Consider the following 12,866-nt stretch of genomic DNA (forward strand, 5'->3'; position numbering starts at 1 on the left):
ATGAGGTCAGCCGAGATAAAGACCTTAAATATATGAAAGTCAGTAGATAGACGGTGCCAGTTTTTGCGGATATACGCCAAAAGCTGGCACTACTGTTTTAACGAAAACTTGCTGCTATAATTTGGCCAAACTGTGGGATAATGAGAAGCTGTTTCTCAGTTAATTCTCCCCGCCCTCACTGTATATATGAATCTAGATTCTTCCCTGCTATCATCCTCCTCGGTCGCGGAATTCGAGCGCAATTGCTTTGATTTGGAGTCACACCTACAAGACTTTTTACAATTAGACCAAGAAATTTTACAAGCAAAACTAGCAACAGCAAAAGATTCCTTAGCGGCCTTAGCTCATCAAGACTTTTCTTGGACAGATCCAGATTATTTCTATCAGGAAAAAGTCAAAGAAAACTATTTATTTGAATTATCGGCTTGGCATTTATCCAGTCAAGAATATATCGGGGAAACCCTGAAATTAATTGACAATTACGGTAGCGGAAAAGTCTTAGATTTTGGTGGCGGAATCGGTACTCATGCCCTGGCTGCCGCAATGAATTCTAAGGTTGAACAGGTGATCTATTGTGATCTTAATCCCCTACATCATCAATTTGTGCGCTTTCGTGCCAAGCAATTAAATCTCGATGCTAATAAGCTCTCATTCTATACAGAAATACCCGATCAGCTAAAATTTGACACGATTATCTGTTTGGATGTCATCGAGCATTTGCCCTCACCTAAAGCCCAACTCAAAAAGTTTTATGACTGGTTAAAACCCGGAGGAAAACTAATTATTAACTGGTATTTTTTCAAAGGTTTTAATCAAGAATATCCCTTTCATATCGACGATCCCAAAATTATTGAGAACTTTTTTCAAACCCTACAAAAAGATTTCCTAGAGATTTTTCATCCCTATCACATTACCGTGCGCTGTTATCGAAAAAATCAATAATTGCTTGAAAACAATCAAAGCAGCGGATGATAGAAAAATTAGAATTAACCTTGCCACTATGACCCTAATTATTAATTGGGAAGTGGCGAGAGGGGAGTGGTGAGAATAAATAAAAGCAATCTCCAGACTGTTGACTGTTGACTACTGACGGCTGAGGACTAAAATAAGCGATCATCGAACTAGCTGAAGTATTGATCCCCGTGGTGTGGTACTGTCAATTCAGTGTATTTATCTGCACTGACTTAAGATTTGTCGCTGTTGTCATCCCCTTCTCCTGTCGATGTTTTTGAGGCTTTCTATGACCGACATTCCTTTCACCCTAGACCAACTGAGAATTCTCAAAGCGATCGCTGCTGAGGGAAGCTTTAAACGGGCGGCAGATACCCTGTATGTATCCCAGCCGGCGGTCAGTCTTCAGGTACAAAACCTCGAAAAACAGCTAAATGTGCCGTTATTTGACCGAGGCGGTCGGAAAGCTCAATTAACAGAAGCGGGACACCTACTCTTAAACTACGGCGAAAAAATTATCACTCTCTGTCAAGAAACCTGTCGGGCGATCGAAGATCTACAAAATCTGCAAGGGGGAACCCTAATCATCGGTGCTTCCCAAACCACGGGGACTTATCTTCTTCCCCGCATGATCGGACTGTTTCGGCAAAAATACCCAGAAGTATCCGTACAGCTACAAGTTCATTCCACCCGTCGCACCTCTTGGGGTGTTTTTAACGGTCAAGTGGATTTAGCCATTATCGGGGGAGAAGTTCCCGCCGAATTACAAGAAACCCTGCGGATTATCCCCTACGCAGACGATGAACTGGCTTTAGTCCTGCCTATTTTTCATCCTCTGTCTAAGGTAGAAATGATTCAAAAAGAGGATTTATATCGACTAAAATTTATCACCCTCGATTCCCAATCGACGATTCGCAAAGTCATTGATAAGGTTTTAACTCGTTGCGAGATCGATACCAAACGCTTAAAAGTGGAGATGGAACTGAACTCGATCGAGGCGATTAAAAATGCCGTACAATCCGGTTTAGGGGCGGCTTTTGTCTCGGTGACAGCGATCGAAAAAGAACTACAAATGGGCGTGATCCACGCTACCAGAATTAAAGATGTGGAGGTACGTCGCACTTTGTCGGTAATTATTAACCCGAATCGTTATCGCTCAAAAGCGGCCGAAGCTTTTACCCTAGAAATACTACCCCAATTCTCCACCTATCCGGAATATCTGGCTGACGACCACAACTTTGAACCGATTCCTAACTCACAAACCGCCGAAATTATTAGTAAATAAGTCGATCGAGATGGGCAAAATCTTCCTCGGAACATTGAAGCTATTTCTTGGGAAAATTACTGCCGGGATAAATTACTTTTTTATCGACTTTGATCCAATGGAGACTTTCTAAACGACTTCTAAGATTAGTAATAGTTACTCCCAACTCGTCGGCGATCGCATACAGATGTCCCCATTTAGTCAAGTCACGGCCCTTGATGGCTTTCTCTAGCTCACTCATCGCCATTAGTAAACAACTGGCAAAATATTGGGCTTGCCATTCAATTCTTTGGCTAGAATCAACTGTCCGACATAGAAAAGGTTGAATTGTCTCTAGGGAATCTCCCTGATTGATTCGATCCAAAAAGTTAGAGACGGCTGTTTGATTAATATGAAGGACAAAATGACCAATTTCATGGGCTAAACTCGAATTTTTAAAACCTTCTTTTGCTAGGGATGAATTGTGAGAATCTTTTAAGAATTTTACATCTTCATTGAGAATAATTTTCTTTTCTGTGGGAATAATCATTGCGGCGATTTCTCCCTCTTGATCTGGCTTTATGTCCGTCCATTCAATAGCCAAATCAAAATAATCAGCCACTGCTTCCGCAATATCGCAATTTCTTAAGGGACGACGACGATTAGCTTTTACTTTCTTGAGAATATTGTCTGCCTGAGCTTCAATCACTGTTTTGGGAATAAAACTATAGGGTTTAATAATATCCAAGATATTTACTCCTCTGGTTCTAATTTTGTCGCCTCAGAAATAATTTTTTGGGCAAAATTGGGATTGTCTTTCATGCGACGCAATAAAATTGGCATTTGCTGGTATTTTTGAACTAACTCTTTGAAGACTTTTTGATCATCTGAACTCAGTCGTCCTGCTAATTCTCCTAGAGTTTGAGCATTTAATTTTAAATGAGTCGCTAAGGACTCAATAACCTGCTGACTAGGAGGATAACCCGCATGATCATTTTCTAGCTTCGATAGATAGGTATAGTCCACCCCAATCAACTTAGCTAGTTCTCTCTGACTATATTCCTCCTCTCGACGAGCTTTGCGGATAACCTGTCCAAATGTTTCTGACACTGCTTTTCTCCCAACCGCTCAAAAAAATTATATCAAGGGTTGACTATTTCAGTCAACATAGGCTAAAGTTAGTTCATTGGCGTTGATTATTTTAGTCAATGTCATCCTAGCATTATCCTGACCGAGGGAAAAAATCTTGTCCTGCCAGTCCCCCAAAAAGCCTTGGTATCCTCCGATGAGCTATAGTCTTTGGCGATCACTAAAACCAGCGATTGGCTATGAGAATTGGCATTGTCAGACAAAACGGGGGTTTGAAAAAGCGCGAAACAAAGAACCAGAAGTCCAAAGATTATTATCAGAAGATAATCAACCGCAAAAAATTGGTAAGTTGGCACAAAGGGGAGTTTTTGAGTTTCATCAAGAGCCAGTGAGATTATCAGGTTCCCATGGGGTGGAACAAGTGGCAAAAATCCTGCAATTAAATCAAGAATCGCCAGAAATTCAAGCTAGGGTTTTAGTAATTTTAAACAATTACTATCAACAACCAATTTTATTGAATCAAGAGATTATTAATTTATCTAGAGGCGATGAAGGTTATCCAGAACCTATTGTTATCGAGCAAGGCAAATATCGGTTTAATTTGTCCGCTGCCTTTGATTGTATTTTTAGAGAAGCCGATGACACTATACATATTTTAGATTTGAAAACTGGTCAATCTAATTTTGATCGTCGTCAGGCTCATGTTTATTTACTGGCGGCTAGTTACCGTTATCCTCAGAAAAAAATTGTCGCTTCTTTTTACAATTTAGAAACCCAAACAAGCTCAGAAAAAATATCCCTGTCTTCTGAGGCAATAGAAGCAGTTAAAATCGAACTAGCTTCCCTGGCCAAAAAACATCAGCAACAACTACAAAAATATAAAGATCACCCCAAAGATTTTTATCATATTTTTCCGCCTCAAAGTGGCTATGTCTGTCGTTATTGTCCGTTTACATCGATTTGTGATTATGCAAATAAGGAGGTTTAGATCATGAATTACACAGAAACTAAAACAGCCAACTCTCCAATATTTTTGAGTGAAATTAGTTCCTTAACTCTCAAGAATAATTGTTTAAATTGTTTTAAGCTTAATCATCAAGTTACTAGAAAAATAGGTAATCGTTTTGGTTGGCAATTCAGTCGGAAGTTTCCTGCTGTGGTGGTTATTTTTGAAGATAATTGTTTTTGGGTATTAGCTAAAGATGAAAAATCTCTTCCCTCTCCACAACAGTGGAAAGAAGCTTTATCAGATATTCAAGAGGTTTTACGAGAAGATATTGGCGATCACTATTATTCTATTCATTGGCTAAAAGACTTTCAGATAACAGCTTTAGTTACAGCACAATTAGCAGTTAGAATTCTGAAAATATTTGGTAAATTTTCCTATCCAATAGTTTTTCCCAAAGATAGTCAGATAAGTGAAAACCAAGTACAGGTAAGGAGAGAAGTTAACTTTTGGGCAGAAATCATCAATGACACCGATCCAGCTATTTGTTTAACTCTTGAAAGTAGTATTGTCTATAGTGGAGATTTAGAACAGTTTTATGAAAATCATCCCTATAGACAAGATGCGGCTAAATTATTAGTAGGTTTAAAGGTTAAAACTATAGAAACTAATGGGACAGCTAAAATTATTAGAATAGCGGGTACAATTGGGGAAAGAAGAGAATATTTATTAAAAAAAGCTACGGGTTCAATTAGTCGAAGAAAATTAGAAGAAGCTCATCTTGGGCAGCCAGTGGTGGCGGTACAATTTGGCAAAAATCCCAAGGAGTATATTTATCCATTGGCAGCTTTAAAACCCTGTATGACAGATAAAGATGAGAGTTTATTTCAAGTCAATTACGGAGAGTTATTAAAGGAAACAAAAATCTTCTATGCTGAACGACAAGAACGATTAAAATTGTATAAGCAGGAGGCACAAAAGACTTTAAATAACTTTGGGTTTCAGTTAAAAGAAAAAAGTATTAACAGCCAAGAATACCCCGCATTATTTTGGACTCCTTCTATTTCTCTTGAGCAAACTCCCATCTTATTTGGTAAGGAAGAAAGGGGAGAAAAAAGAGAAACTCTCAAAGGATTATCGAAGGGGGGTGTATATCAACGTCATCGAGAATATGAGGATCCTGCTCGTAAAATTCGTTTAGCTATTCTGAAACCAGCTAATTTGAAAGTGGGAGATTTTAGAGAACAATTAGAAAAGCGATTAGAACTTTATAAATTTGAGACCATTTTGCCAGCAGAGAATCAAATAAATTTCTCTGTTGAAGGTGTAGGATTTGAAAAAAGAGCTAGACTGGAAGAAGCAGTTGATCAATTAATTGGAGGAGAAATTCCTGTAGATATTGCTTTAGTATTTCTTCCTCAAGAGGATCGCAATGCTGATAATACTGAAGAAGGAAGTTTATATTCGTGGATTAAAAAAAAGTTTTTGGAGCGTGGAGTTATAACTCAAATGATTTATGAGAAAACTTTAAATGATAAGAGCAACTATAAGAATATTCTCAATCAAGTTGTCCCCGGAATCCTAGCCAAATTAGGAAATTTACCCTATGTCCTTGCTGAACCTCTAGAAATTGCCGATTATTTTATTGGTTTAGATGTGGGAAGGATGCCTAAAAAAAATCTTCCGGGGAGTCTCAATGTTTGTGCAAGTGTGCGACTATATGGAAAACAGGGAGAATTTGTTCGCTGTCGGGTAGAAGATAGTTTAACCGAGGGAGAAGAAATTCCTCAACGTATTCTGGAAAATTGTTTACCGCAAGCTGAACTAAAAAATCAGACAGTTCTCATTTACAGAGATGGTAAATTTCAAGGAAAGGAGATTGAGAATTTACTAGCAAGAGCTAGAGCGATTAATGCTAAATTTATTCTCGTAGAATGTTATAAAACTGGCATTCCTAGACTTTATAATTTTGAGCAAAAACAGATAAATGCTCCCTCAAAAGGATTAGCTTTTGCTTTATCAAAGCGGGAAGTTATCCTGATAACGTCCCAAGTGTCTGAACAAATAGGTGTTCCTCGTCCCTTGCGCTTAAAAGTTCATGAATTAGGAGATCAAGTAAATTTAAAACAGTTAGTTGACACTACGTTAAAATTAACTTTACTTCACTATGGTTCTCTCAAAGAACCCCGTTTACCTATCCCTTTGTATGGAGCGGATGCTATTGCTTATCGACGCTTACAAGGAATTTGTCCTAGTTTATTAGAAGATGATTGTCAATTCTGGCTTTAGAGAGGAAAATTATGTAAATTCTCCTAAGTACAGGACAAAAAGCTGGAAAAGTAGGCGGGAGTAGGGTTTTATCAAAAATAGCACTAATCTTGAAACCCCTAGGAACCAATATAACGCATTGAAACAAGCTCTCAAACCTCCTCAAGGGATGGCACGGAGCAAGACTCTCTTTCCTCGCTTTCTTCTTACTGGCTCTGTTGAAAGTAAAAACCGTCAACCTCAAGGAATTAGCTCTAGGTTTTGACGGTCGGGTATTGGTAGAGTCCCATTACAAACGATGACAACGCTTGTTTGGGGACTTCGAGAGAGATTACTCTCAAATAGCTCCCATTGTAGTCCAGTGGCTCCATATCTCTCAACCCTGGGTATTGAGTATTGACCGCACCAATTGGTCATTTGGTAGTCATCACTACAACATCCTCACAGTCGGCATTGTCCATGAAGGGGTAGCTATACCCATTCTCTGGTGGATGCTCAAGAAGAAAAAAGGCAACTCAAACAGCGATGAACGGATGCGAACGGTTACTTTCTTGATCTCCGCAATTATTTTGCCCACTGCTGTTAAGTACCTAAGCAAAATTAATTACACATTTCGATAAAGCTTTTGCCTCTTGCCTATTGCCTCTTGCCTGTCTTCACTAGGAAATTTATTTTGCATGACTACTTATTGTATATCTTGAATCCGCAAAAGTCCCTATAATTTAGCCAATAACATTATTTTTCTTTTTCTTCAATTAATTCCGATTCAGTTTTTTTCAGTAAATCTGAGGCAAATCTTTCACTAAATCCCACTAAAAAAGCACAGGAGAAGATAAATAAATCCTGACGGGCTTTGTTTGTTATTAAACTAGAAGAATTTTGATCCTGGGTAATCATAAAATCAATTTTAATCAACGTATCTGAGCTAATTAAACTAAAGATAAAAATACCGAAAATTAGACCAATTAAGGGTCTAAACAAACCAATAAAAAGAGGAATGAGGGGGTCGTCATATTTTTTGTCTGTAAAGTCGATAATTCTGAGTAAAATACTCGCAACACTTCCCAACACTCCTGCTGTTGCCGCATAAACTAAACCATAAAATATATGCCGATTAGGATTTATCGTATCACTCGATGATTTTAACTGTTCTGAATAACTACTAGAAGGAATGGGTACTGGGGAGTTTGCTTGAGGTAATGGTTTTGAAATAAGTGCCTCCTTTTGAGAGGATTTCTGGTGTAAATTATCATCAAATATGTAAATTTCTTGAGCAGAAAATTTGAGGGCAATAATAGATAAAAAAGTTGTAATAGATAAACCTAAAAATATTTTGAATGGGACTGATCTTGTAGAATAGATAGAACTAAATCCATTTAGAATATGTCCCCACAAAAAATAGCGACTATTATTAATTTCCTTTTCTAGATTAACTCTGAATCCTCGAATAGCATCAACCCCGACTTTATTAGTTTTTGCCATGAGCAATATATATTTAATTTCCTCTAATAACAAAATCAATTTAGTTGGATCATTGTTAAAAATAAACCAACCAATTTTCCAGCTATTACTTTTTTTATAAATCAAATAATTCAGATGATGAATCTGTTGAACTAAGTTAGCAATTTCTAGTTGTAATTCAGGAGAAATTATCGGCAAAACCTCTAATAAAACTTCCCGAATATCCGCATTTAAGGCGTTAATATCGTCATTTTTTTTGACTGGAGTGGAAGTTATCATATTTTTTGGGGACTTTTTAGATTGATTAATAGAATGAAAAGGCTATCTCTGCAGCTTCCCCTTACTCGACGTTGACCCTTCGGCTACGCTCAGGGTCAATCCGTTGCAGGACTTTCTCTAGGATAGGGCGGGTTTTCTAGATTACTAAAATTCTAACATAAAGTCCCCCTAGAAGGAGGAGGTTTTAAACCCAGTTTTTTGATAACTTTCTAGCCACTTTCTCGTTGTCACATTAGTAAAACGTTTGACCCTGGATAATTGTGATATATTTGTTACATTTCGTTACTTAAAATAAAATTATCCTTAGTTTGAGTTTTTGAATTTACCTCAAAATCCTCTACTCTTAAACAGCTATCTAATTGATCTTGTAATATGTTTGTATTAATTGCCTCCTTGCTAATTAATACCAATTGGGTAAAGGGTGGATTATTACCCCATTCTTCGCCTATTTCTAAGGTAATTCTCGGCCCCACTTGTTGCAAAATTACTCCTCTATTGGGATGTTCAACAGTAGATAAAATACCCTTGGCTCGCAATACAGTTACGGGTAATTTCCCTAATATTTTTCCCAGGGTTAATAACTGAAAAGGGCGAACACTTTCATAACTCCAAGTATGAAAGTTATCCGAGGGATTAGATTTTAATTGACTAGATACAGAACGAACGGGAAATGAGTCCCTAAATCCTAATAATAAATCTAGGGAAACATCCCCATAACTCCCTTTTAACAAACGCACCCAAGGTGCTATTTTTTGGATAATTTGACTAGCATTAATTTGTGCTTTTTCATCAATCAAATCAATTTTATTGAGAACCACAATATCAGCAGCCGAAATTTGATCAATTAGCAAATCTTGATAGTTAATTTTTCCAGATGGTTCACAAATTTGGGGTAGATAGGTAGCATCAACTAGGGTAATAATGCTTTCCAAGCGAATTATTCTACTTAAAACTGGACGCTTTAGGGTTTGTAACAGGGTATAAGGGTTAGCAATTCCACTGGCTTCAATTAATATCTGATCTGGACGGAGAGATAGGATTTTGGGAAGAGAATTAACCAGATTATTTTGTAAATTACAACAAACACAACCTCCCTCAAGAGTGATTAGATCATCGTCTCTATTTTTAATTAACATCTGATCAATATTAAGACTACCAAAATCATTGACAAGTATGCCGAAACGGCGATCACTTTTACCCTTAAGAATGGAGTTAAGTAAAGTAGTTTTACCCGCACCTAAAAAACCCGTCAGCAGTGTTACTGGTGTCTTCCAGAGATTTGATGACAAAACCATTATACTTGTCCTCCCGATGGTTGTTTATAGATGACTCCCCGTTTCATGACAAAATCAACTTTACCAGTAACATTAATATCCTCAAAAGGATTACCCGGCATAGCGATAATATCAGCAAATTTCCCCACCGCTAACGCACCAATATTCGGCTGCATTAATAATTCAGCCGCTACAGTAGTTGCTGCTTTTAAAGCGCGTAAAGGAGTAATCCCATTTTGAACCATCGCTGGAAACTCTTTCCAGTTATCTATATGAGGAAAAGTTCCCGCATCAGTACCAAAAGCAATCTTAACGTTACTTTTAGCTAAATTATCAGCACAAGCAATCAGTTGAGAGGCATATTTTTGATATTTAGCGTGTTGCCAAGGAGAACGATTTTGCCAATATTCAGGATTATTAGCATTGCGAGCTTTTTCTAAAACAGTGTATTGAGTTGGTACCAGATAAACTCCTTTCTCTTCCATCAATTGCAAAGTCTCGGAACTGGCAAGATTACCATGTTCAATGGAACGTACCCCCGCATTAACAGCACGTTGAACCCCTTCCCCTCCATAAGCGTGAGGACAAGCAGAAATACCGAAATCTTTGGCGGTACTAACCAGAATATTCATCTCCTCTTGGGAATAGGTGGTTTGACTCGGATCATCCGTAGGAGAGCTAAAACCCCCTGTGGCACAGAATTTAATCCAATCTGCTCCTGAGCGAATTTCTTCCCGTACTATGCGGATAATTTCTGCTGTTCCGTCTGCTACTTCAAATTTTTCTGGTCTGAACTGAAAAGCAACTAAAGAGGTAAAATCACCATGTCCTCCTTGGGCTGAAATCAGGTGAGGTGCTACCAATAGATCTGGTCCAATAATCCAGCCATTGGCGATCGCTTTTTTGAGATCGACGGTAATAAATTCTGGATCGGGACAACCCACTTCCCGTACAGTAGTAAAACCGTTCATTAACAGTATTTTCAGGGGATTTAAGCTATAAAGGGTCATTAATGGCACTGTCACCATATAAGGATTTTCTGGAATTGTAGGATCCCCTTCACAGAAGGTAATATGAACATGACAATCAATGAAACCAGGGGTAACGGTGTGTCCTTTTAGTTCAATAATTTGAGCGTTGCTGTGATCAACTGTTGTAGCGATCGCAGTGATATTCCCATTTTCGACGCGAATTTCCGTGGCACCAAGGGGATTATCAGCCAAACCATCCCAATATTGATCGGTGACGATTACATAATTTGGGCTAGTGGAATTAGTACCAGTCATCGTTGTTTCTCCTGTTGTTAATTTTTTCAGCGTTTTTATTAGTCTTGAGCTAGGCGATCGCTTAATATCTCGACTTCCACTGGATGAATAGGCCAATTCAAGTTGATAGTTAGCGAATCCGCTTTAATGGTTAGTCTTGATAGACATTCATAGTATGTAGCCAAATGGTATCCGTATCCGCGTTTTCTTGTGTACTACCTAACAGAATTTCAAAATAGGAACGACTATTATAGACATGACGAAGGATGTTACAACGTTCGCTGTCTTCAATTACATCAAAACCCGCCGTTTTATTGGGGATTAAAGTAATCGACTGCATCCCATTATCAGCGGCAAAGCAGAGATGAATATCTAAGGGACTTCCCACCCAAGAGGGATCATCAAAACCCAAGACAGAAAACAATCTAGCATTGGCAACCACTAGAGGTATATTGTAGGGTTTAAACTCAAAAGGAATAGCTCCCATATCGGCTTCACCCCGTCTGTCTCCGACAAAATCGCAGGGAAAGTTATTAAAATTCCATAAAAAAGATCCATCCTCATCTTTGACGGTGATGGTATAGCTTTCTTTGCATCGGTATAAAACCATAAATTGATGACCTCCTTGAATATTTGATTAAGTTTTGTTGATTCAAGAGATTGTTAGGTTGGTTGAGGAAAGTTTGTTTTTTTTTCTCACACCAACCAACTGGTACTATAGCGTCCTATTCGCTTAATAACCCGTTTTGGAATCGATTGCCGCAGCATCAATACCTGCAACTGCCCAACCGACAGCAACGGGATCCTCTGTCACCACGCCAAAAACCAACGCGGCGGCGGAAACAAGATCACTGATCCAGGTATGCCCAACACCGCTAGTCACCTGATTTGGTACTAACATTCCATTCTCAGGAATATTTGATTCTGGATTATAAGCTGCCAAGGTACTTAGGAAAACACCACATGAACCAGTTGCACACATATAAGTCAGATTGGCATCAGCAATGATCGCCCAAGGGGACCCTGAGATGGTTGCATCCTGTTGGGCGGCATTGCCCACCGTATTACTCTTGACATCAACAACCCAGATACTGCCCATAGAGGAATTAGAGGGGTTGGACGGAGCCGTGGCAATAAAGATTGCTCCCTCTGGATAATTTCCCGGATCTGCATTACCGGCGTTTGGTGAGTAGGCCAAAGATAAAATGACCTGTCCACTGGGTACTGTCCAAATAGGACTTAACGAGGCATTGAACCCACTATAGGGCTGATAGTGTAAACCGCCAGCCGGGGTTGCCCAGTAAATGCCATTTGGTCCTTTACAAACGTCAGTTGCAGTACATCCGCCGTGATAACCGTAAAGGATAGGAGTTGAAGATGGGTTCTGAGCATTGAAGATAACCCCCGTAGCTTCTTTCACACCGCCGAGTAACAGACAATCGTAATTAGTTAGCGTGTTCGCAGGGAAAAAGGTCAGAGATACGGACGCTCCAGACGCTCCATCTTCGTTATAAGATGTGTTTGAACCCACATAAGACAAGCTCGGCACGCCGTTAGACCAAGTGACTGAATACCAGTAGAGGTTGCCATTAGACGCTGCCACGTAAAGAAGGCTTTCGGGGAAATAATAGAAAAGTCCGGCAATTGGCGCATCGGGTTGTTTTTCCGAAGCGATCTGAGTCGTGACATTACTACTTGTGAAGTGGCTGCCTCCAGTAGCGGGATTAATGCTATTAAGCCAAATATTCTCGTCTTCAGATCCGTAAACAAAATAGTAAGGTGGTGAATAGTCAGTGTTGCTGTAATCAAGCAGAAACTCAATAGCAGTGGTACTGGCACCATTATTATCAAGATTACTCACCCCCCCTAAAGTATAACTTGGTGGGGTTGGATTCGGTGAAAATTGCCCAACCGAGATCCCACTTTGGTAAGCAGCGACGACAAAAGTATAGTTCTTATATTCACCAGCAGGAATAGTGATTGCCGAAATACATTGAGTGTAGGGAAAAGACATGATTATCTCCTTTTGAGTTGAAGTTAAAGAGAATTACTTGAGAGGTCAGAAGTAAATAATTTAATTATTTTCCCTT

General features: G+C 38.9%; 11 protein-coding genes and 1 pseudogene. 5 read left to right on the forward strand and 7 right to left on the reverse strand.

Translation table 11 applies throughout. The features are described 5' to 3' along the window. The first annotated feature begins 186 nt into the window (after positions 1 to 186). Together H6G40_RS02185 and H6G40_RS02190 are read left to right on the forward strand one after the other, a co-directional pair. Positions 187 to 942: a class I SAM-dependent methyltransferase gene (locus H6G40_RS02185; protein ID WP_002747785.1), complete on the forward strand. Its 756-nt coding sequence runs from the start codon at positions 187 to 189 to the stop codon at positions 940 to 942. Between the two features lie 298 nt (positions 943 to 1,240). Then, positions 1,241 to 2,236, forward strand: a complete 996-nt coding sequence (locus tag H6G40_RS02190) for a LysR family transcriptional regulator (RefSeq protein WP_002739194.1) — start codon at positions 1,241 to 1,243, stop codon at positions 2,234 to 2,236. Between the two features lie 40 nt (positions 2,237 to 2,276). Here H6G40_RS02190 and H6G40_RS02195 read toward each other — a convergent pair whose 3' ends face one another. Then, on the reverse strand, positions 2,277 to 2,942 hold the full coding sequence (locus H6G40_RS02195) for an ImmA/IrrE family metallo-endopeptidase (protein WP_002738822.1): 666 nt from the start codon (positions 2,940 to 2,942) through the stop codon (positions 2,277 to 2,279). 5 nt (positions 2,943 to 2,947) lie between these two features. Further along, a complete protein-coding gene (locus H6G40_RS02200) occupies positions 2,948 to 3,304 on the reverse strand; it encodes a helix-turn-helix domain-containing protein (RefSeq protein WP_002738811.1) in 357 nt (118 codons plus the stop codon). Positions 3,305 to 3,479: 175 nt separating this feature from the next. Here H6G40_RS02200 and H6G40_RS02205 point away from each other — a divergent pair, with 175 nt between their 5' ends. The 3 genes and pseudogenes from H6G40_RS02205 to H6G40_RS23015 all read left to right on the forward strand — a co-directional run. Beyond that, positions 3,480 to 4,271 carry a PD-(D/E)XK nuclease family protein gene (locus H6G40_RS02205; protein ID WP_002756102.1) on the forward strand — a complete coding sequence of 264 codons (792 nt, stop codon included), beginning with the start codon at positions 3,480 to 3,482 and terminating at the stop codon, positions 4,269 to 4,271. A gap of 3 nt (positions 4,272 to 4,274) precedes the next feature. Then, positions 4,275 to 6,518 (forward strand): Piwi domain-containing protein, encoded by a 2,244-nt coding sequence (locus tag H6G40_RS02210; protein ID WP_002738866.1) that lies wholly within the window; start codon positions 4,275 to 4,277, stop codon positions 6,516 to 6,518. A 70-nt stretch (positions 6,519 to 6,588) separates the two neighbouring features. Next, positions 6,589 to 7,054 (forward strand): annotated as a pseudogene (locus H6G40_RS23015) (IS4 family transposase); the annotation flags it as partial. 178 nt (positions 7,055 to 7,232) lie between these two features. Here the strand turns inward: H6G40_RS23015 and H6G40_RS02215 are convergent. The 5 genes from H6G40_RS02215 to H6G40_RS02235 all read right to left on the reverse strand — a co-directional run bounded on the left by H6G40_RS02215 (position 7,233) and on the right by H6G40_RS02235 (position 12,790). Continuing rightward, positions 7,233 to 8,237, reverse strand: a complete 1,005-nt coding sequence (locus H6G40_RS02215; RefSeq protein ID WP_002738824.1) for a hypothetical protein — start codon at positions 8,235 to 8,237, stop codon at positions 7,233 to 7,235. A gap of 272 nt (positions 8,238 to 8,509) precedes the next feature. After that, the gene (locus H6G40_RS02220; RefSeq protein WP_069474267.1) at positions 8,510 to 9,532 is read right to left on the reverse strand and encodes a CobW family GTP-binding protein; all 1,023 of its coding nucleotides are present in this window, start codon (positions 9,530 to 9,532) and stop codon (positions 8,510 to 8,512) included. Further along, positions 9,532 to 10,797, reverse strand: a complete 1,266-nt coding sequence (locus H6G40_RS02225) for a metal-dependent hydrolase family protein (RefSeq protein WP_069474268.1) — start codon at positions 10,795 to 10,797, stop codon at positions 9,532 to 9,534. Before H6G40_RS02225 ends, H6G40_RS02220 begins: the two co-directional genes overlap by 1 nt. Positions 10,798 to 10,927: 130 nt before the next feature. Then, entirely contained in the window at positions 10,928 to 11,386 is a 459-nt protein-coding gene (locus tag H6G40_RS02230) for a hypothetical protein (RefSeq protein WP_069474269.1), read from the reverse strand. 123 nt (positions 11,387 to 11,509) lie between these two features. Beyond that, complete coding sequence (locus H6G40_RS02235; RefSeq protein ID WP_190537200.1) at positions 11,510 to 12,790, reverse strand: hypothetical protein; 1,281 nt, start codon at positions 12,788 to 12,790, stop codon at positions 11,510 to 11,512. Positions 12,791 to 12,866: the final 76 nt, after the last annotated feature.

The sequence above is a fragment of the Microcystis viridis FACHB-1342 genome (assembly GCF_014698335.1).
Taxonomy (GTDB): domain Bacteria; phylum Cyanobacteriota; class Cyanobacteriia; order Cyanobacteriales; family Microcystaceae; genus Microcystis; species Microcystis ichthyoblabe_A.

Bases quoted from the DNA above. Each gene is read 5' to 3' on its own strand.
- H6G40_RS02185 (WP_002747785.1), top strand. From the start codon at position 187: ATGAATCTAGATTCTTCCCTGCTATCATCCTCCTCGGTCGCGGAATTC.
- H6G40_RS02190 (WP_002739194.1), top strand. From the start codon at position 1,241: ATGACCGACATTCCTTTCACCCTAGACCAACTGAGAATTCTCAAAGCG.
- H6G40_RS02205 (WP_002756102.1), top strand. From the start codon at position 3,480: ATGAGCTATAGTCTTTGGCGATCACTAAAACCAGCGATTGGCTATGAG.
- H6G40_RS02210 (WP_002738866.1), top strand. From the start codon at position 4,275: ATGAATTACACAGAAACTAAAACAGCCAACTCTCCAATATTTTTGAGT.
- H6G40_RS02215 (WP_002738824.1), bottom strand. From the start codon at position 8,237: ATGATAACTTCCACTCCAGTCAAAAAAAATGACGATATTAACGCCTTA.
- H6G40_RS02220 (WP_069474267.1), bottom strand. From the start codon at position 9,532: ATGGTTTTGTCATCAAATCTCTGGAAGACACCAGTAACACTGCTGACG.
- H6G40_RS02225 (WP_069474268.1), bottom strand. From the start codon at position 10,797: ATGACTGGTACTAATTCCACTAGCCCAAATTATGTAATCGTCACCGAT.
- H6G40_RS02230 (WP_069474269.1), bottom strand. From the start codon at position 11,386: ATGGTTTTATACCGATGCAAAGAAAGCTATACCATCACCGTCAAAGAT.
- H6G40_RS02235 (WP_190537200.1), bottom strand. From the start codon at position 12,790: ATGTCTTTTCCCTACACTCAATGTATTTCGGCAATCACTATTCCTGCT.